This window comes from Agromyces terreus (assembly GCF_009749465.1).
In the GTDB taxonomy this organism is placed as follows: domain Bacteria; phylum Actinomycetota; class Actinomycetes; order Actinomycetales; family Microbacteriaceae; genus Agromyces; species Agromyces terreus.
The window spans coordinates 250,294-272,059 of record NZ_WBIS01000003.1 but is presented as its reverse complement, the minus strand read 5'-3'; the positions used below and the strand labels follow the sequence as shown (position 1 = coordinate 272,059).

Annotated in this window: 17 protein-coding genes; 6 read left to right on the top strand and 11 right to left on the bottom strand. The window is 71.5% G+C overall.

What is annotated here, in order from left to right:
• Positions 1-10: 10 nt before the first annotated feature.
• A complete protein-coding gene (locus GQQ92_RS09880) occupies positions 11-1,261 on the bottom strand; it encodes a ThiF family adenylyltransferase (protein ID WP_156999075.1) in 1,251 nt (416 codons plus the stop codon).
• 182 nt (positions 1,262-1,443) lie between these two features.
• Here GQQ92_RS09880 and GQQ92_RS09875 point away from each other — a divergent pair, with 182 nt between their 5' ends.
• Positions 1,444-1,692: a MoaD/ThiS family protein gene (locus tag GQQ92_RS09875; RefSeq protein WP_156999074.1), complete on the top strand. Its 249-nt coding sequence runs from the start codon at positions 1,444-1,446 to the stop codon at positions 1,690-1,692.
• 45 nt (positions 1,693-1,737) lie between these two features.
• Here the strand turns inward: GQQ92_RS09875 and GQQ92_RS09870 are convergent, their stop codons facing one another.
• From GQQ92_RS09870 to GQQ92_RS09825, 10 genes are all read right to left on the bottom strand, one after another.
• Positions 1,738-3,135, bottom strand: a complete 1,398-nt coding sequence (locus GQQ92_RS09870; protein WP_156999073.1) for an FAD-binding protein — start codon at positions 3,133-3,135, stop codon at positions 1,738-1,740.
• Between the two features lie 190 nt (positions 3,136-3,325).
• Positions 3,326-4,333 carry an arabinan endo-1,5-alpha-L-arabinosidase gene (locus GQQ92_RS09865; RefSeq protein ID WP_232057616.1) on the bottom strand — a complete coding sequence of 336 codons (1,008 nt, stop codon included), beginning with the start codon at positions 4,331-4,333 and terminating at the stop codon, positions 3,326-3,328.
• Between the two features lie 8 nt (positions 4,334-4,341).
• Entirely contained in the window at positions 4,342-5,853 is a 1,512-nt protein-coding gene (gene arfA / locus GQQ92_RS09860; protein WP_156999072.1) for an arabinosylfuranosidase ArfA, read from the bottom strand.
• Positions 5,854-5,962: 109 nt separating this feature from the next.
• Positions 5,963-6,904 (bottom strand): carbohydrate ABC transporter permease, encoded by a 942-nt coding sequence (locus GQQ92_RS09855; protein ID WP_156999071.1) that lies wholly within the window; start codon positions 6,902-6,904, stop codon positions 5,963-5,965.
• Positions 6,904-7,860 (bottom strand): carbohydrate ABC transporter permease, encoded by a 957-nt coding sequence (locus GQQ92_RS09850; protein WP_156999070.1) that lies wholly within the window; start codon positions 7,858-7,860, stop codon positions 6,904-6,906. Before GQQ92_RS09850 ends, GQQ92_RS09855 begins: the two co-directional genes overlap by 1 nt.
• 110 nt (positions 7,861-7,970) lie before the next feature.
• A complete protein-coding gene (locus GQQ92_RS09845) occupies positions 7,971-9,302 on the bottom strand; it encodes an ABC transporter substrate-binding protein (RefSeq protein WP_197738188.1) in 1,332 nt (443 codons plus the stop codon).
• Between the two features lie 150 nt (positions 9,303-9,452).
• The gene (locus tag GQQ92_RS09840) at positions 9,453-10,481 is read right to left on the bottom strand and encodes a LacI family DNA-binding transcriptional regulator (protein ID WP_156999068.1); all 1,029 of its coding nucleotides are present in this window, start codon (positions 10,479-10,481) and stop codon (positions 9,453-9,455) included.
• A 60-nt stretch (positions 10,482-10,541) separates the two neighbouring features.
• Positions 10,542-11,300: a phosphatase PAP2 family protein gene (locus GQQ92_RS09835; protein WP_156999067.1), complete on the bottom strand. Its 759-nt coding sequence runs from the start codon at positions 11,298-11,300 to the stop codon at positions 10,542-10,544.
• 140 nt (positions 11,301-11,440) lie between these two features.
• Positions 11,441-12,715 (bottom strand): multidrug effflux MFS transporter, encoded by a 1,275-nt coding sequence (locus GQQ92_RS09830; protein WP_156999066.1) that lies wholly within the window; start codon positions 12,713-12,715, stop codon positions 11,441-11,443.
• A 382-nt stretch (positions 12,716-13,097) separates the two neighbouring features.
• Positions 13,098-14,273, bottom strand: a complete 1,176-nt coding sequence (locus GQQ92_RS09825) for an ROK family protein (RefSeq protein WP_156999065.1) — start codon at positions 14,271-14,273, stop codon at positions 13,098-13,100.
• A gap of 144 nt (positions 14,274-14,417) precedes the next feature.
• On the opposite strand from GQQ92_RS09825, the gene GQQ92_RS09820 reads away from it, so the two are divergent.
• Genes GQQ92_RS09820 through GQQ92_RS09800 form a run of 5 tightly spaced genes read left to right on the top strand, consistent with a single transcriptional unit; the run spans position 14,418 to position 21,759 of the window.
• Positions 14,418-15,713 carry an extracellular solute-binding protein gene (locus tag GQQ92_RS09820; RefSeq protein WP_156999064.1) on the top strand — a complete coding sequence of 432 codons (1,296 nt, stop codon included), beginning with the start codon at positions 14,418-14,420 and terminating at the stop codon, positions 15,711-15,713.
• A gap of 13 nt (positions 15,714-15,726) precedes the next feature.
• Positions 15,727-16,830 carry a carbohydrate ABC transporter permease gene (locus GQQ92_RS09815; protein ID WP_232057615.1) on the top strand — a complete coding sequence of 368 codons (1,104 nt, stop codon included), beginning with the start codon at positions 15,727-15,729 and terminating at the stop codon, positions 16,828-16,830.
• Positions 16,827-17,696 (top strand): carbohydrate ABC transporter permease, encoded by an 870-nt coding sequence (locus GQQ92_RS09810; protein WP_156999063.1) that lies wholly within the window; start codon positions 16,827-16,829, stop codon positions 17,694-17,696. The genes GQQ92_RS09815 and GQQ92_RS09810 overlap by 4 nt, the downstream gene beginning before the upstream one ends.
• Positions 17,693-20,128: a beta-xylosidase/alpha-l-arabinosidase gene (locus GQQ92_RS09805; protein ID WP_156999062.1), complete on the top strand. Its 2,436-nt coding sequence runs from the start codon at positions 17,693-17,695 to the stop codon at positions 20,126-20,128. Before GQQ92_RS09810 ends, GQQ92_RS09805 begins: the two co-directional genes overlap by 4 nt.
• Positions 20,128-21,759, top strand: a complete 1,632-nt coding sequence (locus tag GQQ92_RS09800; protein WP_156999061.1) for a glycoside hydrolase family 43 protein — start codon at positions 20,128-20,130, stop codon at positions 21,757-21,759. The genes GQQ92_RS09805 and GQQ92_RS09800 overlap by 1 nt, the downstream gene beginning before the upstream one ends.
• Positions 21,760-21,766 lie beyond the last annotated feature (7 nt).

Sequence of the window (21,766 nt, the reverse complement as noted above, 5' to 3'; positions counted from 1 at the left end):
TCCTGCAACGTCAGCGCTGCACGAGGTCGTCGGCGACGCTCGCGAAGCGGTCGATGCCCCCGACGAGGAACACGACGTCGGCGTGACCGCGCTCGAGGAGCACGCGCGCGGCCCGGCGAGAACGCAGGTCCTGCTCGCAGTACACGATGAGCGGGGCGTCGCCGGACTCAGGTTCCGCGCCCGCGACGAGGTCGCCGAGGGGCAGCAGCTCGCTGCCGGCGATGCGGCGCAGCGACGCCTCGTACGGCTCGCGCACGTCGAGCAGGCGCAGCGCCTCGCCGCCGCGCACGCGAGCGAGCACCTCGGCGGCGGTGACCCCGCGCGGCGCCGGCGTGCCCGACGCGCGTGCGGATGCGGCATCCGCCCCGGCGCCCTCGCCGTCGACCGCACCGTCGGCGGCCGCGTCGTCGCCCGCATCGCCGGGCGCGCGCACCCCGCAGAACACCTCGTAGTCGATGAGCGACGTGATCTCGGGCGCATCGGCGACCGCCTCGTACGCGATCTCGCGCGAGCGGCCGGTGAGGGTGTCGACGGTGATGACGCGGCCGAGCAGCGGCTCGCCGACCCCGGTCACGATCTTCACGACCTCGGTCGACATGAGCGCGCCGACGAGCGCGCAGATGCTCGGCAGCACCCCGCCCTGTTCGCACGAGAGCACCTCGTCGGGCGACGGCGGAACCGGGAACAGATCGCGGTAGGTCGGCCCGAACTCGCGCCACGAGACGCCGGCCTGCCCGTGGAACCGCAGGATCGAACCCCACACCAGCGGGATGCCGGCGAGCACCGCCGCATCGTTCGCGAGGTACCGCGTCGGGAAGTTGTCGCTGCCGTCGACGAGCAGGTCGTAGTCGGCGAGGAGGTCGAGCAGGTTCGCCGACGTGAGGCGATCGCGGTGACGGATGACGCGGCACGACGGATCGATCGCCGCGACCGTGTCGGCGAGCGAGTCGACCTTCGCGCGCCCGAGGTCGGCGACGCCGTGGCTGACCTGGCGGTGCAGGTTCGAGAGCTCGACGGTGTCGTCGTCGGCGAGTCCGATGGTGCCGACCCCGCTGCCCGCGAGGTAGGGCACGAGGGCGCTGCCGAGGCCGCCGGCGCCGATCACGAGCACGCGGGCCGCGGCGAGGCGGCGCTGCGCGAGCTCGCCGAAGCCCGGCAGCATGAGCTGCCGGCTGAAGCGCGAGACCTGCGCCCCCGTGAGCGGAGGACCGGGCTGCACGAGCGGGCCCGGGCGTGTGAGGGCCGGCGACACGGGATCCATGCAGCCATCCTCGCACGCGGCTCGGCGCCGACGGCGGGAGGGGGCGGGTGCCAGGGGGCGGGTGCCAGGGGACGGGACGGACCCGGCGGGCAGGGCGGGCCGGGCGCCCCGGAGCCCAGCGCGTGACGGGGCGCGACGCAGGGCGACGGCGAGGCATCCGCTCGCGGGTTAGCATCGAAGCCATGACCGCCGTGACCGTCCGCTACTTCGCCGCCGCCGCCGAGGCCGCCGGACGCGAAGAGGAGCTCGTCGAGCTCGAGGGCGCGGCGACCGTCGGCGACCTGCGCGAGATACTCCTCGCCCGGTACGGTGCCCCGATGGAGCGCGTGCTGCGCTCGGGCTCGTTCCTCGTCGGCGGGCGCGTCGAGCGCGACCCTGCGGCGGCGCTCACCGAGCGGGTCGACATCCTGCCGCCGTTCGCCGGCGGGTAGGCCCGGGCGTTCGCCGTCGGGCTCTCCGGGGCCGGCGCGCGCCGCTCACAACCCGAGCCGCTCCAGCAGGTCGTTGCCGAACACGCGGTTCGGGTCGAGGCGGTCGCGCAGGGCGGCGAAGTCGGCCAGACGCGGGTAGACCCGCGACATCCGACCGTCTGCGACGGCCGAGGCGACGTCGAACAACTTGCCCCAGTGCGGGCGCGCGTCGAACGGGGCGAGCGCGGCCTGCAGCGCGGGCAGCAGCGCCTCGACGGCGGGAGCGTCGGGCAGCCATGTGAAGTGCACCCCCACGGCGGGCGTGCCGTACGAGGACGAGAGCCACAGCGCATCGGCCGCGACCGTGCGGATCTCGCACACCTGCAGCAGCGGCGCGATACGCGGCGCCAGGGCGCGCACCGCTTCGATCGCGTCGGCGGCATGTGCGCGGGGCACGAGGAACTCCGACTGCAGCTCGTCGCCGTTCGAGGGCGTGAAGCCGAGCTTGAAGTGCGGCAGGCGGTCGAACCATCGGCCCGGCACGCCGAGCTGGTCGGTGCAGTGCTCGGCCGAGACGTCGGGCAGCGGATGCCGCTTCACGGTCGCCGCGCGTACGCCCATCTCCTCGAGCAAGGCGGGTGCCGCGGGCGTGATGCCGGATGCCGCGGCCTGCGCGAGCGTCGATCCGTCGATCTTCGCCCTTCCGGGAGTCTCGAAGGGCGGAGATCGACGGATCGAGGATGCATCCGGGCGGAATGGGGTGATGCTCGAGGCATCCGTTCGCTGTTTGAGCCAGAGCTGGTCGATCACGTCGGGGTCGCGCCACGTGGTGAACAGGCTCGTCGACGTGGCGAGGCCCGTGACGGCGTCGAGGTCGGCGAGCACCGCGTCGAGCGGCAGGCGCTCGAACACGCGCTGGGCGACGTCGTAGGTCGGCAGGACGTCGAGCTCGAGCGAGGTCACGACGCCGAGCGCCCCGAGGGCGACGACCGCGCCGTCGAAGTCGGCGTCGCCGCGGCGGAGGGTGCGCATCGAGCCGTCGGCCGTGACGAGATCGAGCGCCGCGACCGCCGTCGCGAGCGAGCCGAGCCCGTCGCCGGATCCGTGCGTGCCCGTGGCGACCGCGCCGCCCACCGAGATGTGCGGCAGCGAGGCGAGGTTCGCGAGCGCCCACCCCTCGCGGTCGATCGCCTCGGCGAGCTCGCCGTAGCGGATGCCCGCCGACACCCGCACGGTGCGCGCGTCGGGGTCGAGCTCGACGCGCGCCGGCAGGCCCGCCGTCTCGACGAGCACCCCCTCGGTGTCGGCGATGCGGTTGAACGAGTGCCGCGAGCCGAGCGCGCGCACCCGGGTTCCGTCGTGCGCTGCGGCGGCGACGACCTCGGCGAGCTCGTCGACCGAGGCCGGCCTCGCGACGCGCGCGGCGCCGTACTCGAGATTGCCCGCCCAGTTGCGCTCGGTCATCGTGCTCCCTCGGATCGTCGTGCCGCCCGTGCCGCCCTGTTGCAGGAAACGAGGACCTCTCCCCCGCTGTGAGCGGGGATGGCGCCTCGTTTCCTGCACGGTAGCAGGGCGAGCGGATGCCGCGCGTCGGGGACGTGCGGCAGGCGGCGTGCACCCGCGGCGCGCACGGCACGCACGGCCCGCACGCCCGTCACCACCGCACGACGGGCCACCCGTCGTCTTCCCACTCGAGGTCGGCGACCGCGAGCCGGAACGCGCCCCCGGCGTCGGCGTCGTAGTAGTGGAACGCGATCACGTCGCCCCAGACGGACTGCCCTCCCGGCCCGACGCGCGATCCGTCGGTCGCGAGCAGCGGCGTGCCGCCGTCTTCGAGGAGCGGCACCCCGTCGCGGTCGAGGAACGGCCCGGTCGGGGCATCCGCTCGGCCGACGGCCATGTTGTAGGTGCTCTTCGCGCCCTGGCAGCACGAGTCGCGCGAGACGAAGAGGAAGAAGTCGCCGTCGTGCTCGACGAGGTAGGGCGCCTCGATCGCGTTCGGCGGCGACCCGCGGTCGGCCAGACGCAACGGCTCGTCGTCGCCGGTCGTGGCGTCGGGCGCCGTGCCCGCGGCGCGCAGGCCGCTCGGCCACTCGAGCTCGACCATGCGGATGCCGCTCCAGAACGAGCCGAACGCCATCCACGGGGTGCCGTCGTCATCGGTGATGACGCCGGGGTCGATCGCGTTGAAGTCGTCGGCGGTCGTCGACTCGATGACCGGCCCCCGGTCGACCCACTCGTAGTCGGGGTCGTCGGGGTCGAGCGTCGTGTTCGTCGCGAGCGCGATGAGCGACGTGTTCTTGCCGAACCGCGACGCCGAGTAGTACAGGTACCAGGTTCCGTCGTGGCGCACGAGCTCGGGCGCCCACAGGTTGTCGACGCCCTTCACCGTCTCGGTCAGCCAGTCGGGCTTCTCCTCCCACACCTCGCCGCGGTAGACCCAGTGCTCGCCGTCGCTCGACGAGCGGATCTGCACGTTGCCGTCGGCCACGGTGCCGTTGCCCGTCGAGTACACCCACCAGGTGCCGTCGTCGTCTCGCGCGATCGCCGGGTCATGGGTCGAGAGATCACCGGATGCCGCGTGCACGCCGCCCGTCGCACCGCAGGCGGCGAGGACGGTGACGACCCCTGCCGCGAGCAGCGCGGCGGCGACGCGCCGCACCGACGCGATCAGCCGAGCGCGACGGCCGACCACGACACGGGAGGCAGGGTGATCGTGAGCTCGCCGCCGTCGACCGAGATCGAGTCGTTCGCGGCCGGAGCGACGCGCTCGGGCTCGGCGAGCGTGTTCTTCGCGTACACGTCGTCGTCGGTGAGGGTGTGCGACTCGAGCACCGAGACCTCGCCGAGGCCGCTGACGTCGACCGTGACGGTGATCGCCTCGGTCTGCGAGCGGTTCACGAGGAACACCGCCGACCGGCCCGTCTCGGAGTCGTGCGTGGCGACCGCGTCGACGAGCGGCACCTCGCCGTAGGCCTTCGTCGAGTACTTCGGGGCGTCGAGCTTCAGTTCGAGCGCCTCGCCCTGCGCGAGGCGCGAGGTGATCGAGAACGGGAAGAACGTCGTCTGGCGCCAGGCGATGCCGCCCGGCTCGGTCATGATCGGCGCGATCACGTTGACGAGCTGCGCGAGCGAGGCGCTCGTCACCCGGTCGGCGTGCTTCAGGAGCGAGATCATCAGGTTGCCGAACACGACCGCGTCGGCGACCGAGTAGACGTCCTCGAGCAGGCGCGGGGCGACCGGCCAGTTGTCGAGCCCCGAGATCTTGTCGACGCCGTGGAAGCGCTCGATGTACCAGACGTTCCACTCGTCGAACGAGATGTCGATCGTCTTCGAGCTGCCGTTCACGGCCTTCACGTGGTCGGCCGTGGCGACGACCGACTCGATGAAGCCGTCCATGTCGACCGCCGAGGCGAGGAAGGACCCCAGGTCGCCGTCGCGCTCCTCGTAGTACGCGTGGCACGAGATGTAGTCGACGTCCTCGTAGGCGTGGGTGAGCACGACGCGCTCCCACTCGCCGAACGTCGGCATGTGCGCGCTCGACGAGCCGCACACCACGAGCTCCACCGACGGGTCGAGTTGGCGCATGGCCTTCGCCGTCTGGCTCGCGATCTTGCCGTAGTCGTCTGCCGAGCGGTGGCCGAGCTGCCACGGGCCGTCCATCTCGTTGCCGAGGCACCACATCTTCACGCCGAACGCGTCGGTGCGGCCGTTGTCGATGCGGCGCTGCGAGAGCGCCGTGCCGCCCGCGATGTTCGCGTACTCGAGCAGGTCGAGCGCCTCGAGCGTGCCGCGCGTGCCGAGGTTCACGGCCAGCATCAGGTCGCTGCCGACCTTGTCGAGCCAGTCGGCGAACTCGTGCATGCCGACCTCGTTGGTCTCCGTCGAGTGCCACGCCAGGTCGAGGCGGCGGGGGCGCTCCTCGCGCGGCCCGACCGAGTCCTCCCAGCGGAAGCCCGAGACGAAGTTGCCGCCCGGGTAGCGGATCGTCGAGACCCCGAGCTCTTTCACGAGCTCGATCACGTCGGTGCGGAAGCCGTCGGCGTCGGCCGACTCGTGGCCGGGCTCGTAGATGCCGTCGTACACGTGGCGGCCGAGGTGCTCGACGAACCCGCCGAAGACGCGGCGGTCGATGCGGCCGACCGTGAAGTGCGGGTCGACGGTGAGGCGTGCGGAGGTCATGGTGCTTCTTTCAGGTCGGGCTCGGAGGTCGTGATCCGAGTCGAGGTCGAGGTCGTGGGCCGGTGGGCCGGGGCGCGGGTCGCAGGGCGAGCGGATGCCGCGGCATCCGTCACTTGATCGATCCGATGGCCAGCCCGCCCTGCCAGTAGCGCTGGAGGAACAGGAAGGAGAGCACGAGCGGGATCACCGAGATGAACGCGCCCGAGGTGATGAGGTTCCAGACCTGCTCGCCGCCGGCGCCCGCGTTCGAGAGCGCGGTCCAGCGGTTCAGGCCGACGGTGACGGGCAGCAGCTGCGGGTCGGTGAGCACGGCGAGCGGCAGGAAGAAGTTGTTCCACGTGCCGACGACCGAGAGGAGCAGCACCGTCACGATCGCGGGCTTCAGCATCGGCAGCGCCACCTGGAAGAACGTGCGGATCTCGCCGGCGCCGTCGATGCGGGCGGCCTCGAGCATCTCGTCGGGCACGGCGTCCTGCGTGTAGACGCGCATGAGGTAGACGCCGAACGGGCTGAGCAGCGACGGGAGGATCACGGCCCACGGCGTGTTGATGATGCCGTACTGGCTCAGCAGCATGAACGTCGGGATCACGAGGGCCGTGAGCGGCACCATGACCGAGCCGAGGATGACGCCGAACACGCCGTTGCGCCCGCGGAAGCGGTACTTCGCGAAGCCGTAGCCCGCGAGGATCGCGAGGATCGTCGCCCCGACGCCGCCGGCGAACGCGTAGAGGAACGAGTTCCCGAGCCAGCGCCAGTAGATGCCGCCCTGATGGGTGAACAGCTCGGCGACGTTCGCGAAGAAGGCGAAGTCGCCGTCGAACCAGAACGCGGGGCTGCCGAAGAGGCCCGCGGTGTCCTTCGTCGCGGCGACGAAGAGCCACCAGATCGGCACGATGAAGTAGATCGCGAGGATGATGAGGAACACGTGCGAGCCGATGCGGCGCCCGCCGGAGCGGCGCTTGCCGCGGGGCCCGCGGAAGTCGTGGTCGGGAACGCCCGTCACCGTGGTGAGCGCGTCCTTCGGGGCGGCGTCGTTGGCGAAGATGGCCATCACTTGAGTCCGCTCTGCTTGCGGGTGAGGAAGAGGAAGAGGTACGAACCGGCGAACACGAGGGCGCCGAGCGAGAACGCGATCGCCGAGGCGTAGTTGAACTGGCTGTACGAGAAGGCCAGCGAGTACGCGTACATGTTCGGCGTGTAGGCCGCGTCGATCGCGCCCTGGGCGATGTTGCGCAGCACCACGGGTTCGGTGAAGAACTGGAGCGTGCCGATGAGGGCGAACGTGATGACCATGACCATCGACGAGGAGATCATCGGCAGCTTGATGCGCGTCGCCGTCTGCCAGCCGTTCGCGCCGTCGATGCGGGCGGCCTCGTAGATCGACGGATCGATCGAGCGCAGCGCCGCGTAGATGACGACCATGTAGTAGCCCGACCACTGCCAGGTGACGATGTTCACGAGGCTGCCGAAGACCGTGTCGGAGGCGAGGAAGTCGGGGGTCGGCAGCCCGACGGCCGTGAAGAGGGTGGCGCTCGGGCCGAACTTCGGGCTGTAGAGGAAGCTCCACATGAGCGCGCCGATCACGACCGGGATCGCGTAGGGCACGAAGATGAGCAGCCGCGAGAGCTTGGAGAGCCACGACGTGAGCGAGTCGAGCACGAGGGCCGCCGCGAGGGCGACGATGAGCTGCGCCGGGATCATGACGATCGCGAACGCGGCGACGCGCAGCAGCCCCTCCATGAAGAGCGGGTCGGTGAAGGCCTTGACGTAGTTGTCGATGCCCGTGAACTTGGTGCCGGTCGCGAGGGTCGACGTGAACAGGCTCATGCCGAACGCGTAGAACAGCGGGAACACCAGGAACAGCGCGAACACCGCCAGGAACGGGCTGACGAATAGCCAGCCCCAGCGTTGGCGGCGCTGCTCGAGCCTCGAGCCGCGCGGCCGGCGCGGTGCGCGGCTGCCTTGCGTCGCCGCGGGCGGCGCCGCGGCGGTGGTCTGGGTGGTCATGCTCGCTCTCCTCGGTGAGGCGGTCGGTCGTGCGTCGGTGCTGGAGGGGCGGGGCGGATGCCTCGGGGTCGGCCGCGAGGCATCCGCCCTGCCCTGATCACATCAGCGGACTACTTCAGCGTGAAGCCCTGCTCGCCGGCGTACGCCTCGAGCGAGGCCTGCAGGTCGTCGAGCGCCGTGTCGGAGTCCTTCTCGCCCTGCGTCATCGCGTAGAGCTGCTCGGTGAGCTGGTCGTACGCGTAGTTCTGGAACGGGCTGAACGTGAAGCCGGTGTAGCCGGCCGCCGCCTCGAGGAAGACGTCCTTGTTGATCTGCTGCCCGCCGAAGAACGGGTACTCGAGGTCGCGGAAGTAGTCGGACTCGAGGATGGGCTTCCACAGCGGGAACAGCGCGGCCTGCTCGATGCCGATCTTCCACGCCTCCTCGGTGCCGAAGACCTCCTTGGCGACGACCGCGGCCGCCTCCTTGTCCTTCGCCTGGCTCGTCACGGCGAACGTCGAGCCGCCCCAGTTGATCTGCACCGGGTTCGCGGCGTCCCACTGGGGAACCGGCGCGGCACGCCACACGGCGTCGCTGTCGGCGTCGGACAGTCCTCCGAGGTAGCCGGGGCCCCAGGCCGCGGCGACGTAGATGGCGTAGCTGCCGTCGACGAGCTTCGTGTTGTAGTCGGCGGTGAACGCGTCGTCGGTGGCGACGAGGCCCTTCGAGACGAGGTCGTTCCAGTAGGCGTTGACCTTCTTCGCGCCCTCGTCGTTGACCTCGATACCGATCTCGGTCGGGTTGGCGTTGTCGTACTCGAACGGCACGGAGCCGGCCTGTGCGAAGAGCGCCTGGTTGTAGGCGCGGCCGTTGGTCGGGAAGTCGGCCAGCACGCCGGGTGCGCCGGCGTCCTTCAGGGCCTGCGCGGCGGCGGCGAACTCGTCCCACGTGGTCGGGGCGGCGATGCCGTACTCGTCGAGGATGTCCTGGCGGTACAGCATGCCCATGGGGCCGCCGTCGACCGGGATCGCGTAGACCGCGGCGCCGCTCGAGACGTCCTTCCAGGCGCCCTCGCTGTAGTTGTCCTTCACCTCGTCGGAGCCGTACTCGGTGAGGTCGACGAGGCCGTCGCGGATCGAGAAGCTCGAGAGCACCTCGGACTCCAGCATGATGACGTCGGGGGCGCCCGAGCCGGCCTCGAGGGCGGTCGAGAACTTCGTGTACTCGTCGTTGCCCTGGCCGGCGTTGGTCCAGCAGATCTGGACGTCGTCGTGGTTCTCGTTGAACAGGTCGACGACCTCTTCGAACGCCGGGTACCAGGCCCAGACGCTCACCTGGGTGGCGTCGGCGTTCACGATCTCGTTGGTGCATTCCGTTGCGGAGGACTCGCCTGCGCTGCAGCCGGTGAGGGCAGCGGCCGCGATGGCGACCGTGCCGCCGACGGCGATGAGCTTGCTCTTCATCGTGCGGTGCTCTTTCTGTTGCGGTGGACAACTCTGTCTGGGTGTTGCTCGGTGCTGAGGTTGTACAACGTTGTAAAGTAAACGTTGTAGAGACATGATGCCCAAGGGTGCGGACGCTGTCAAGTGCATTCGGGACGGGCCCGTCGCCGCTCAGACGCGCTGCGCGACCTCGGCGACGGCGGACTCGCGCTCGACGATGCGGAAGTCGGCCAGCTGCAGCCGTGCGGGACCGACGTCGCCGCCCTTGGCGATGCGCTCGACGAGCGTTTCCACCGCCGTCCGGGCGATCCACGCGCGCCCGGGATCGACCGTCGTGAGCGACGGGATCGAGTAGCCCGCCTCGTCGAGGTCGTCGAAGCCCATGACCGCGACGTCTTCGGGCACCCGTCGGCCCGACACCTGGAGCACGCGCATCGCGCCGAGGGCGAGGGTGTCGTTCAGGCCGAACACCGCGTCGAACTCGACGCCGCGCTCGAGCAGTTCGGTCATCGAGCGGGCGCCGTTCGAGCGGTGCCACAGCGTGGTGTACCCGATGAGCGACTCGTCGTACGGGATGCCGTGCGCCTCGAGCGCCTCGAGGTGGCCCTGCATGCGCAGCGCCGCGGATCCGACGACCTCGCCCTCGTGGGCCCCGACGACGGCGATGCGGCGGCGCCCGGAGGCGATGAGGTACTCGGTCGCGGCGCGCGCCGCCTCGACGTTGCGCATGGTCACGTGATCGGTCGGGCCGCCGAAGATGCGTTCGCCGAGGAGCACGAGGGGGTAGTCGACCGAGAGGCTCGCGACATCGGCCTCGCTCATGCCGAGCGCGCTGAAGATGAGGCCGTCGGTCATCTTCAACCGCGGGCTGCGCAGGAGGTCGATCTCGCGCTCGCGGTCGCCGCCCGTCTGCTCGACGAGCACGACGAGTCCGGCGGCCTCGGCCGCTTCGATGACGGATGCCGCGAGCTCGGCGAAGTAGCTCAGCCCGAGTTCGGGCACGGCGAGAGCGATGGCGCCGGTGCGGCCCGATTTCAGGCTGCGCGCCGTGAGGTTGGGCACGTAGCCGAGCTCGGCGATCGCCGCCTCGACGCGTTGCCTGGTGGCCGGGCGGATGTGCGGATACGCGTTGATGACGTTCGAGACCGTCTTGATCGAGACGCCGGCGACGCGCGCCACGTCGTGCAACGTCACGGACATGTCGCCTCCCGGGTTTCCTGCGGGTACTCTACAACGTTGTAGTCCCCGGATGCGCGCAGCTCATCGCCCCCGTGGGGGTGTCACGTGCGCCTGCGCGAAGGCGGCGTTGCGCTCCGAGATACGGGAGAGCCTCGCCAACCGCTCGCGTTCGAGCGGCACCGCGAACGCCGCCCACAGCAGGAACGCGACGCCCGCTCCGACGAGCGCGCCCCCGATCGTGTCGGTGAGCCAGTGCACCCCGAGGTAGGTGCGGCTGATCGCCATGAGCACCGTGTAGACCGCGCCCGCGACCCACACCCAGACGCGCGGGAAGATCACGCCGAGGGCCACCGCGATGGTCGCCGCGTTCGCCACGTGCCCAGAGGGGAACGAGCCGAAGTCGCTCGGCACCATCATCAGCTCGGGCCGCGGCCGGCCGACGAGCTCCTTCAGCAGCTGCACGACCAGGGCGCTCGCAGCCGACGCGACGACGAAGTAGAGCGCCGCCCACGGCCGCCGCAGCACGAGGAGCGCGATCGCGATCGCGACCGGCACGACGATCACGCCCACGATGCCGCCGCCCAGCGCGTTCATGAAGAGCGCGAACGCATCGGCCCACGCAGCATGCGTCTCGAGCAGCTCGACCGACCACTCCTCGTCGATGCCGAGCGGCAGGTTGCCGTTGCGCACGAGGATCAGGAGCCCGAGCAGCACCGCGATCACGACGGCCGCGATACCGCCGAGCAGCGGTGCCCGACGCCCGACGCGCCGCACCTGGGCGGCGCGCTGCGGCGGCGCCAGGTCGTCGGCCGGGTGCGCGGTCTCGTCGGGCTCGGTCATTCCCCAACGGTAGCGACGGCGACGGATGCCGCGACGGCGGCACGCGGCATCCGTCACCGTCCGGCGGGGTTGAGTCCGCCGGGGCCGAGCCGCGCCGTCACGCCGGGCGGTCGTCGCGCCCGAGGCATCCGCCCGGCGTCTCAGTCGCCGAGCGGCGGCACCGTCTTCGGGCGCACGAGCAGCCAGAGCGCGGTGATCGCGATCGCGGCGGCGGCCGTCTGCACGATCGCCATCGGCACCGCGCTGCCCACGCCCATGAGGCCGATCAGCGGCGAGATGAGCCCCGCGAGCCCGAAGTTCAGCGCGCCGAGCAGCGACGCGGCGGTGCCGGCCTCGGCGCCGTGGTGCGCGAGCGCGAGCACCTGCACGGCCGGGAACGAGAAGCCGCACGCGAGGATGTAGATCCAGAGCGGGATCGCGGTGCCCCAGAACCCGGCGCCCGACGAGTCGAGCACCATGATCGCCACGGCCATGGCGAGGTGCACGACGGTGGTGCACGCGAGGATCCACTGCGGCGCCACCGGTCCGCGCATGAGCCGCGAGCTCGTCTGCACGCCGATGATGACGCCGACGGAGTTGACGGCGAAGAGGATGCCGTACTGCTGCGCGGTGAACGCGTAGACCTCCTGGAAGAGGAACGACGACGTCGACAGGTAGCCGAAGAGCCCCGTGAAGGTCATGCCGCCGATGATCGCGGCGCCGAGGTAGACGCGGTCGCGGAACAGCGCCTTGTAGCGGTCGCGGAGCGTCGAGTGCCCGGCGACGTGGCGACGCGACGCCGGCAGCGTCTCGACGATGAGGAACATCACGGCGAGCACGACGACGAGGCCGTAGACGGCGAGCACGACGAAGATGCCGCGCCAGTCCATGATGCCGAGCAGCTGCGAGCCGATGACCGGCGCGAGCACGGGCGCGAGGCCGTTCACGAGCGCGAGGCGGGAGAGCATGCGCACGAGCGGCTTGCCGCCGAACAGGTCGCGCACCATCGCCATCGCGACCACGCCGCCGGCCGCGGCCCCGAAGCCCTGGAGCAGGCGGAAGACGCTCAGCCACACGATGTCGGGCGCGAACGCCGCCCCGACGGATGCCGCGATGTGCAGCGCCGTGGCGAGGATCAGCGGCAGCCGCCGGCCGACCTTGTCGCTCCACGGGCCGACGATGAGCTGGCCGAACCCGAAGCCGATCATCGTGCCCGTGAGGGTCAGCTGCACGGCCGCGGCCGAGACGCCGAGCTCGTCCTGCAGCACGGGGAACGCCGGCAGGTAGAGGTCGACCGTGAACGGGCCGAGCGCGGTGAGGGCGCCGAGCACGAGCACGTAGACGAGCCGCTGACGACGGGTCAGGAGGTCGCCCGGGTGGGTCGGCGCCGAGTAGTCGTCGGGGCGGATGATGGGAATCGAGGCGGTTGCAGACATGCGGGATCCAGGCGTGCTCGGATGCGGCGGCGCACGCCCTCGGACGCCGGGAGACAGGGGAACGGCGCCCCGCGGGACGCCGCCATGGTGCGATTCGACCATTGCCGGGCTCGAATCGATTCGACTGTGTTCGATTGTAGCCGCGGCCCCCCTCCCCCAAGCAAGTCCCCTCGGCGGGCGCTGCCCGATTCGGAGATTCGGTCGACACGCCGGGCGAGCGAGGCCGCACGACGGCGCGGCGGAAGAATCACCGAATCGGGCGACCTGAACCCGGCGCCGGCCGGCACGGTTGAGGCGGATGCCTCGAGCGGATGCCGCGAGCGGATGCCGCGAGCGGATGCCTCGAGCGGATGCCTCGAGCGGATGCCGCGCATCCGCACCCTCACCCGGCGAGCGGATCCGCCAGGAGGCCCGCGAACGCGAGCTCGGCCGCCCCGATGAGCAGCCGGTGCTCGCCGAGCTCGGCGACCCGGATCGCCAGGCCCTCGGAAGCCACGGGCAGCGCCTGGTCGGCGACCGCGGCGTCGAGCGCCTCGGGGTCGTGCGTCGCGAGCGTGGCGAGGAACCCGCCCAGCACGATGAGCGAGGGGTTCAGCACGTTGATCGCATTGCCGAGCGCGGTCGCGAGGATGCGCTGCTGCCGCGCGAGCTCGTCGGCCACGGCGGCATCGCCGGCGGCGACCCGGGTCGCGAGCTCGGCGGCGAGCGTCGGCTCGTCGGCGTGCCCGAGGCCGACGACCTCGAGCAGCCGGGCACGGCTCACCTCGTCTTCGAGCACGCCGTCGGGCGCCCGACGATCCTCGGGCCTGGCGATGCCCGGTCGGTTCTGCCCGAACTCCCCCGCGTAGCCGCGCGTGCCGCCCACGAGGCGGCCGCCGACGACGAGACCGCCGCCGATGCCGCTCGCGCCGCCGTTGAGGTAGACGAGGTCGTCGACGCCGCGCCCGGCGCCGAAGAGATGCTCGGCGCGGGCGCCGAGGCTCGCGTCGTTGGCGACCGCCGCCGGCAGCCCGGTCGCGCCTTCGACGAGCGCCCGCACCGGGGCATCCGTCCACTCGAGGTGCGGCGCCCAGCGCACGAGTCCGTCGTCGGATCGCACCTGGCCGGGCACGGCGAGGCCGATGCCGACGAGACGTGCCTGCTCGAGCTCGTGCGCGCGCCAGCGGCCCACCACCTCGGCGACGAGTTCGGCCGTCTCCTCGGGGCTCACGAGGCGATCGACCTCGAGGCGCTCGCGCACGAGGATCTGCGCGTTGAGGCCGACCGCGGCGACGGTGATCGCGTCGACCTCGGGGTTGACCGCGATCGCCTGCACCGAGGGATGCGCGGCGACGACGGGCGAGGGCCGACCGACGCGGTTGGTCGGGTCGGGTGCGCGTTCCTCGACGAGGCCGAGCTCACCGAGTTCGGCCGCGAGCGCGGCGACGGTCGAGCGGTTCAGGCCGGTCTCGATCGTGAGCCGGGCGCGCGAGAGCGGCCCCTCGAGGTGCGCGAGCGCGAGAACTTTCGAGAGGTTTCGACGGTGCACGCCGTCGAAGGTGCCGGAGCGGTCTGCCACGGGAGCCACTCTACGGCGAGGATCACGCGGAGAATCGGGCACGCGCGCAATTTGTTGCTCTTGACGGCAAATACCCGTCGCGTTAGAGTTCCGGTGTCCAGATCACTTTCGGCGCTGAGGCCGAAACTTTCGAGAGGTTCAATGATGAACAGACGACGCATCGGCCGGGTCACCGCCATCGGCGCCGCAGCAGCTCTGACCGTGGGCGCCTTCGCCGGGTGCAGTGCCGGCGACGACACCGCGAGCGATGGATCGGTCACCCTGACCTTCTGGCACAACTCCACGACCGGCGACGGCAAGGCGTACTGGGAGTCCACCGCGAAGGCCTTCGAAGACGAGCACCCCGGCGTCACCATCGAGATCCAGTCCATCCAGAACGAGGACATGGACGGCAAACTCCAGACCGCGCTCAACTCCGGCGATGCTCCCGACATCTTCATGGCCCGCGGCGGCGGCAAGCTCGCCGCGGTCGTCGAGGCCGGCCAGGCGCAGGACCTCAGCTCGGCCCTGAGCGACGACACGAAGGCCGCACTCGGCGAGGGCGCGCTCTCGGCCTTCACGGTCGACGGCAAGCTCTACGGCGTGCCGTCGTCGGTGCTGCCCGGTGGCGTGTACTACAGCAAGGACCTCTTCGAGCAGGCCGGCATCACCGCGACGCCCACCACGTTCGACGAGCTCGGCGACGCCGTCGACAAGCTGAAGGCCGCGGGCATCGACCCCATCGCGCTCGGCGCGAAGGACGCCTGGCCCGCCGCCCACTGGTACTACTTCTTCGCCCTGCGCGAGTGCTCGCAGGACGTCATGGCGAATCTCACGAAGGACCCGAGCTTCTCCGACGAGTGCTGGCTTCGCGCCGGCGAGGACCTCCAGGAGTTCGCCGACACCGAGCCCTTCAACCAGGGCTTCCTCACCACCACCGCCCAGCAGGGCGCGGGTTCCTCGGCCGGGCTCGTCGCGAACCACAAGGCCGCGATGGAACTCATGGGCGCCTGGGACCCGGGCGTGATCGCGTCGCTCACTCCCGACGAGAAGCCCCTCGCCGACCTCGGCTGGTTCCCCTTCCCCGCCGTCGACGGCGGTGACGGCGCCGCCGGCGCCATGATGGGCGGCGTCGACGGCTTCTCCTGCTACGTCGATGCCCCCAAGGAGTGCGGCGAGTTCCTCGAGTTCGCCTCGCAGCAGCAGTACCAGGAGGGCTACGCCGAGGCGTTCGTCACCCTGCCGGCCAACAGCGAGGCGCAGGGCGTCGTGACCGACCCCGCCCTCCAGGAGGTGCTCGCCGCGATCAACGAGGCGCCCTACGTCTCGGTCTGGCTCGACACGCTGCTCGGCCAGAACGTCGGCAACGCGCTGAACGTCGGCGTGGTCGACCTGCTCGCGGGCAAGGGCTCGCCGCAGGGCATCGTCGACGCGGTCTCCGACGCGATCAAGAAGGGCTGAGGTCCGCTTCACCATGAGCGTTCGCACCAACTCCGCCGCGGGGCGGGTCGACGCGGACGACGTCACGGCCGGGGACGGTTCGCCGTCCCCGGCCGCCGGCCGGGCCGTCGTGACGCCGTCCCCCGCCGGGCGTCGCCCCGAGGCGGACTCCGCCGGCCGCAAGGATCGCACCGACCGAGCACACCGCACCAACCGCACCGCACGACGCCGTCGGGACCGCCTGAAGGGCCTCGAGATCGCGGTGCTCGTGGGCCCCGCCCTCATCGTGTTCCTCGGCTTCGTCATCTTCCCGGTCGTCATGGCCGGGTACTACGGGTTCTTCCGCTGGAAGGGCTTCGGACCGCCGACCGACTTCATCGGCTTCCAGAACTACGTCACGATCCTCCAGGACCCCACGTTCCACGAGGCGCTCTGGCACAACGCGATCATCGTCGTGATGTCGCTCGTGCTCCAGGGGCCGGCCGCTCTCCTGCTCGCCCTGCTCCTCAATCGTCCGATGCGCGGGCAGTCCGCGATCCGCGTGCTCATCTTCGTGCCCTACGTGATCGCCGAGGTCGTCGTCGGTACAGGCTGGAGCCTCATGCTCCAGAGCGAGGGCGCCCTGAACGGCCTCCTCGAGAAGGTCGGGCTCGGCGCGTTCGCCCAGGACTGGCTCGCCGACCCCGGCATCGCCATGTGGACCCTGCTCGGCATCATCACGTGGAAGTACATCGGCTTCGCCGTCATCCTCTTCCTCGCCGGCCTGCAGGGCATCCCGCAGGAGCTCACCGAGGCCGCGCAGATCGACGGCGCCTCGTACTGGCAGATCCAGCGCAGCATCACCCTGCCGCTGCTCGGACCCACGCTGCGCATCTGGGCGTTCCTCTCGATCATCGGCTCCCTGCAGCTGTTCGACCTCGTCTACATCATCTGGGGGCAATACGTCGCGTCGACCGCCGGAACCTCGACCATGGCGACGTACATGGTGCTCAACGGCCGAAACGCCGGCAACTACGGGTACGGCAACGCGGTCGCCGTGGTGCTCTTCCTGATCTCGCTCGTCGTGGCGCTCGTCTACCAGCGCTTCGTCCTGCGCCGCGACACCGCGGGCGCCCTCACCGAACGGAACGACCGATGACCGCCTCCATCGCGCTGCCGCGCGCCCGACGCCCGCGCGGCGCGGAACGGCTGCCGTGGGGCAGCCCCGCCATCTACTTCGTCGGCTTCGTGGTGGTCGCGCTCATGCTCGCGCCGATCGCGTACATCATCGTCGGCGGCTTCCGCACGAACTCGCAGATCACCGCCGACCCGTCGGCGCTGCCGTCTCCATGGGTCTTCGACAACTACGCCGAGGTACTCGCGAGCACGACCTTCTGGGGCGAGGTGCTGAATTCCACGATCGCCGCGGTCGTGACCACGGCGGGCGTCGTGGCGCTCGGCCTCATGGCCAGTTACGTGCTCGCCCGCTATCGGTTCAGGGCCCGCGGCGTGCTCTACGCGGTGTTCGCCGCGGGGCTCATGTTCCCGATGACGGTCGCGATCACCCCGCTCTATCTCGTGGTGCGCAACCTCGGGCTCATGAACTCGCTCCCGGGCGTCATCCTGCCGCAGATCGCGTTCGCCCTGCCGACGACGATCATCATCCTCGTGCCGTTCCTCCGAGCCATCCCCGACGAGATCGAGGAGGCCGCCTCGATCGACGGCTGCTCGCGCCTCGGGTTCTTCTGGCGCATGGTGCTGCCGCTCTCCCTGCCCGGCGTGATCACCACCGGCATCCTGGCCTTCATCGCGAGCTGGAACAGCTACATCCTGCCGCTGTTCATCCTGAACAACGAGGGGTCGTTCACGCTGCCTCTCGGCGTGCAGGCGTTCGCCTCGCAGTACTCGGTCGACACGGCCAAGGTGCTCGCGTTCACGTCGCTGTCGATGATCCCGGCACTCGTGTTCTTCAGCATCTTCGAGCGCCGCATCGTCGGCGGCCTCACGGGGGCGGTGAAGGGATGACCGCGCACGAGCCCATCACGACGACGGATGCCGCGGGCCTCGCACCCTGGCACGACCGCTCGCTGCCCGTGGCCGATCGGGTCGACGCCCTCATCGGGGCGCTCGAGCTCGACGAGAAGATCGCGCAGCTCTACGGCGTCTGGGTCGGCGCGTCCGCCGAGGGCCTGGACGTCGCCCCCAACCAGCACGAGATGTCGGGAGACGTCGACCTCGACGAGCTGCTGCCGAAGGGCCTCGGCCAGCTCACGCGGCCGTTCGGCACCGCGCCGGTCGATCCGGGCCTCGGTGCCCTGTCGCTCGCCCGCACGCAGCGGCGCATCGTCGCCGAGAGCCGCCTCGGCATCCCGGCCGTGGCGCACGAGGAGTGCCTCGCGGGCTTCGCGACGTGGGGCGCCACCGCCTACCCCGTGCCGCTCTCATGGGCCGCCACCTTCTCCCCCGACCTGATCGAGCGGATGTCGCGCCGCATCGGCGACGACCTGCGCCGCGTCGGCGTGCATCAGGGCCTCGCCCCCGTGCTCGACGTCGTGCGCGACGCCCGGTGGGGACGGGTCGAGGAGACCATGGGCGAGGACCCGTTCCTGGTCGGCACGATCGGCGCCGCGTACGTGCGCGGCCTCGAGTCGGCCGGCATCGTCGCCACGCTGAAGCACTTCGTCGGTTACTCGGCCTCGAAGGCGGGGCGCAACCTCGCGCCGGTGTCGGTCGGCCCGCGCGAGCTGGCCGACGTGCTGCTGCCGCCGTTCGAGACGGTGCTGCGCGAGGGCCGGCCCCGCTCGGTCATGAACGCGTACACCGACCTCGACGGCATGCCGACCGCGGCCGACGCGACGCTGCTCACCGACCTGCTGCGCGACACCTGGGGGTTCGAGGGCACCGTGGTCGCCGACTACTTCTCGGTCGCGTTCCTGCAGACCCTGCACGGCACCGCGGGTTCGTTGGCGGATGCCGCGGCCTCGGCCCTGAACGCGGGCATCGACGTGGAGCTGCCGACCGTGCACGCGTTCGGGGAGCCGCTGCGCGAAGCGATCTCCGATGGGCGGCTCGACGAGGCCGTGCTCGATCGGGCGCTCCGCCGCGTGCTCGCGCAGAAGGCCGAACTCGGGCTGCTCGACCCCGACTGGGACCCGACGCCCGCCGCCCTCGTGGGCCTCGCCGACGACCCCGACGCGGTGCGGGGCGCGATCGACCTCGACCCGCCGGTCAACCGTGCACTCGCGGCGGAGGTGGCCGAACGCGCCGTCGTGCTGCTGCACAACGACGGCACGCTGCCGCTCGCCGGAGACGAGCGCACTCCGCCCGCCCGCATCGCCGTGATCGGCCCGACGGCCGACGACCGGTTCGCGGTGCTCGGCTGTTACGCCTTTCCGACCCACGTCGGCGTTCACCACCCGGAATCCGGCGACGGCATCGCCCTGCCGACGCTCATCGAGGCGCTCGAAGACGAGTTCCCGGATGCGACGTTCTCGTTCGCGGGCGGCACGAGCATCTCGGGCGGCGAGACCGACGGGTTCGCCGACGCCGTGGCCGCGGCATCCGACGCCGATCTCGTGGTGCTCGCCCTGGGCGACCGTGCCGGCCTGTTCGGCCGGGGAACGAGCGGCGAGGGGTGCGACGCCGAGTCGCTCGCCCTGCCGGGCGCCCAGGCCGCGCTGCTCGAGGCGGTGCTCGACGCGGGCACGCCGACGGTCGTGACCCTGCTCGCGGGCCGCCCGTACACGCTCGGCACCGCGCCCGAGCGTGCGAGCGGCATCGTGGCGGCGTTCTTCGCCGGAGAGGAGGGCACGCACGCGATCGCGGGCGTGCTGAGCGGGCGCGTGGCCCCGAGCGGGAGACTGCCGGTCTCGCTGCCGAGATCGGCGGGCGTGCACCCATCGACGTATCTTGCGGCGCGGCTCGCGCAGCGGAACTCGGTCTCGAGCATCGACCCGACGCCCCGGTACCCGTTCGGCCACGGCCTCGCGTACACGAGCTTCGAATGGACGCCCCTCGCCGGCGAGGCCGACGCGGTCGCGACCGACGGCGAGATCGGGCTCGCCCTGCGCGTGCGGAACACAGGCGGGCGCTCGGGCGTCGAGGTCGTGCAGCTCTACCTGCATGACCCGGTCGCTTCGGCCGTGCAGCCCGTGCAGCGGCTCATCGGGTTCGCGCGCGTCGAGCTGGAGTCCGGCGAAGCCGCCGACATCCGCTTCGACGTGCCCCTCGACCTCGCGGCCTTCACCGGGCGCGACGGCCGCCGGATCGTCGAACCGGGCGAGCTCGTGCTGAGCGCGGGCCGGTCGAGCGACGATCTGGTGTCGGCGCACTCGGTTCGCGTGGTCGGGCCGGTGCGCGTGCTCGGCACAGATCGTCACCTGCGCCCGACGGTCGCGATCGAGGTCGGGGTTGCGGCATCCGCGCGAGTGCCGGCCGTGTCGGGCGTCGACGGCTGATGGCGATCGCACGCAACCCGGTGCTGCCGGGCTGCCACCCCGATCCGAGCATCTGCCGCGTCGGTGAGGAGTTCTTCGTCGTCACGTCGTCGTTCGAGCTCTTCCCGGGCCTCCCGGTGCACCGGTCGACCGATCTGGCGCACTGGGTACCCGTCGGGCACGCGATCCACCGCGAAGACCAGCTCGACCTGTCGACCGTGCCGTCGAGCGGCGGGCTGTTCGCGCCGACGATCCGGCATGACGGCAACCGGTTCCTGGTGGCGTGCACGCTCGTCGACGACGCGGGCGCCTCCCCGCGCACCGGAAGCTTCGTCGTCACCGCGACCGACCCCGCCGGGCCGTGGTCCGACCCGGCGTGGATCGACGGCGCCGAGGGCATCGACCCGTCGATCCTCGTGGGCCGCGACGGCCGCGCCTGGTGGAGCGGCACCCGGCAGGCCGATCCGCCAGGGTGGCCCGAGCAGACCGAGGTCTGGGTGCGCGAGCTCGACCTCGAGACCCTCCGCCTCGTCGGCGAGGAGCGGGTGGTGTGGAACGGCGCGGTGACCGGCGCGGTCTGGGCCGAGGGACCGCACCTCTTCGACCTCGACGACGGCGGCGTGCTGCTGCTCGCGAGCGAGGGCGGCACCGAGCGCCACCACGCCGTGAGCGTCGCCCGAGCCGGCGCCCCGCTCGGCGAGTACCGCGGCAACCCGGGCAACCCGGTGCTCACGCACCGCCACCTCGGCATGACCGCCGACGTGCGCAACGTCGGCCACGCCGACCTCGTCGACGACGGCCGCGGCTGCTGGTGGGCGACCGTGCTGGCGACCCGCATCGTCGACGGCCGCGAGGCTCTGCAGGCGCGCGAGACCTGGCTCGTTCCGGTCGGCTGGGAGGACGGTTGGCCCGTCTTCGCCCCCGGCGTCGGCCGCCTCGCCGAAAGCGTGGAGGTGCCGTGGGCGGATGCCGCGACGCACGCGTCCGGCGACCGGCGCGGCTCGCGCACGCTCGACGCCGTGGCCGGCGGCGTACTGCACCCCGAACTCGCGCTCGTACGCACGGCCGACGGCCGGGCCCGTGTCGAGGTCCATGGCGATGCCGTGCGCCTGTTTCCCTCGTCGTCGAGCCTCTCGGAGCACGCGCCCCACGCGCTGCTCGGCTGGCGGCTCGAGTCGATGCACGCGCGCCTCTCGGCGACTCTGTCGCTGTCGGCCGATCTGTCGGATGCCGCGGGCGACGGCCTGCGGGGCGGCCTTGTGCTGCGGCTGAGCGAGGCCCGGTGGGTCGCCCTCGCGATGCAGCCGGACGCGCCCGGCTTCGACGTGCGGGACGCGGCATCCGTGCAGCTCGTGCGCCACCTCGACGGGGTCGAGGAGGTCCTCGGTCGCGCGAGCGTGCCCGCCGGGGCCACAGGCGCCGAACTCTCGCTCGAACTCGACGGGTTCTCGTGCCGGGCGCGCATCGGCCGGGCGGCGGTCGGCGAGGTCGACCTCACTGGCCTCAGCCCGAGCGAGGGCCGCGGGTTCTTCGGCGTGGTCGCGGGCGCGTTCGCGGTCGGCGACCCGGACAGGTCGGGCCCGATCGAGTTTCACGACCTGCGTCTCGCGCATCGGACCGGGCCCGACCCTGATGCGGCCCCGCGGATCTGACGATTCC

Excerpts from the sequence above, each read along its gene's own strand:
- GQQ92_RS09800 (WP_156999061.1), top strand. The coding sequence starts at position 20,128 with ATGGCGATCGCACGCAACCCGGTGCTGCCGGGCTGCCACCCCGATCCG.
- GQQ92_RS09815 (WP_232057615.1), top strand. The coding sequence starts at position 15,727 with ATGAGCGTTCGCACCAACTCCGCCGCGGGGCGGGTCGACGCGGACGAC.
- GQQ92_RS09805 (WP_156999062.1), top strand. The coding sequence starts at position 17,693 with ATGACCGCGCACGAGCCCATCACGACGACGGATGCCGCGGGCCTCGCA.
- GQQ92_RS09870 (WP_156999073.1), bottom strand. The coding sequence starts at position 3,135 with ATGACCGAGCGCAACTGGGCGGGCAATCTCGAGTACGGCGCCGCGCGC.
- GQQ92_RS09835 (WP_156999067.1), bottom strand. The coding sequence starts at position 11,300 with ATGACCGAGCCCGACGAGACCGCGCACCCGGCCGACGACCTGGCGCCG.
- GQQ92_RS09810 (WP_156999063.1), top strand. The coding sequence starts at position 16,827 with ATGACCGCCTCCATCGCGCTGCCGCGCGCCCGACGCCCGCGCGGCGCG.
- GQQ92_RS09845 (WP_197738188.1), bottom strand. The coding sequence starts at position 9,302 with ATGAAGAGCAAGCTCATCGCCGTCGGCGGCACGGTCGCCATCGCGGCC.
- GQQ92_RS09840 (WP_156999068.1), bottom strand. The coding sequence starts at position 10,481 with ATGTCCGTGACGTTGCACGACGTGGCGCGCGTCGCCGGCGTCTCGATC.
- GQQ92_RS09875 (WP_156999074.1), top strand. The coding sequence starts at position 1,444 with ATGACCGCCGTGACCGTCCGCTACTTCGCCGCCGCCGCCGAGGCCGCC.
- GQQ92_RS09820 (WP_156999064.1), top strand. The coding sequence starts at position 14,418 with ATGAACAGACGACGCATCGGCCGGGTCACCGCCATCGGCGCCGCAGCA.
- arfA (WP_156999072.1), bottom strand. The coding sequence starts at position 5,853 with ATGACCTCCGCACGCCTCACCGTCGACCCGCACTTCACGGTCGGCCGC.
- GQQ92_RS09855 (WP_156999071.1), bottom strand. The coding sequence starts at position 6,904 with ATGGCCATCTTCGCCAACGACGCCGCCCCGAAGGACGCGCTCACCACG.
- GQQ92_RS09830 (WP_156999066.1), bottom strand. The coding sequence starts at position 12,715 with ATGTCTGCAACCGCCTCGATTCCCATCATCCGCCCCGACGACTACTCG.
- GQQ92_RS09850 (WP_156999070.1), bottom strand. The coding sequence starts at position 7,860 with ATGACCACCCAGACCACCGCCGCGGCGCCGCCCGCGGCGACGCAAGGC.
- GQQ92_RS09880 (WP_156999075.1), bottom strand. The coding sequence starts at position 1,261 with ATGGATCCCGTGTCGCCGGCCCTCACACGCCCGGGCCCGCTCGTGCAG.